At 51.9% G+C, this 262-nt stretch carries 1 protein-coding gene; it reads right to left on the bottom strand.

What is annotated here, in order from left to right; all coding sequences use genetic code 11:
• On the bottom strand, window positions 1-262 hold a 262-nt coding region (locus tag LJE08_RS14155), incomplete at both ends, for a pyruvate kinase (RefSeq protein ID WP_255650365.1).

Below are 262 nucleotides of genomic sequence, written 5' to 3' on the forward strand. Positions count from 1 at the left end.
TATCTTCTGGCTTACGAACGAAGGAAGCGGCAATGTAGTTGATACCTTGTTCCAGACCAAAGCGAATGTCGCTGGAGTCCTTTTCCGTGATACCTGGCAGGTTGATGGAAACGCCAGGTGCGTTGACACCCTTGCGTGAACCCAGCAGACCATGGTTTTGAACCGTGCAGACCAGTTCATGGTTGGCTTCGTCCTTTTCGTCGATGATCATGTCGATCAGACCGTCATCAAACAGAACGTGGCCGCCAACGTGAACGTCGTC

It is taken from the genome of Holdemanella sp. DFI.5.55, assembly GCF_020593575.1.
Classification (GTDB): Bacteria; Bacillota_I; Bacilli_A; order Erysipelotrichales; family Erysipelotrichaceae; genus Holdemanella; species Holdemanella hominis.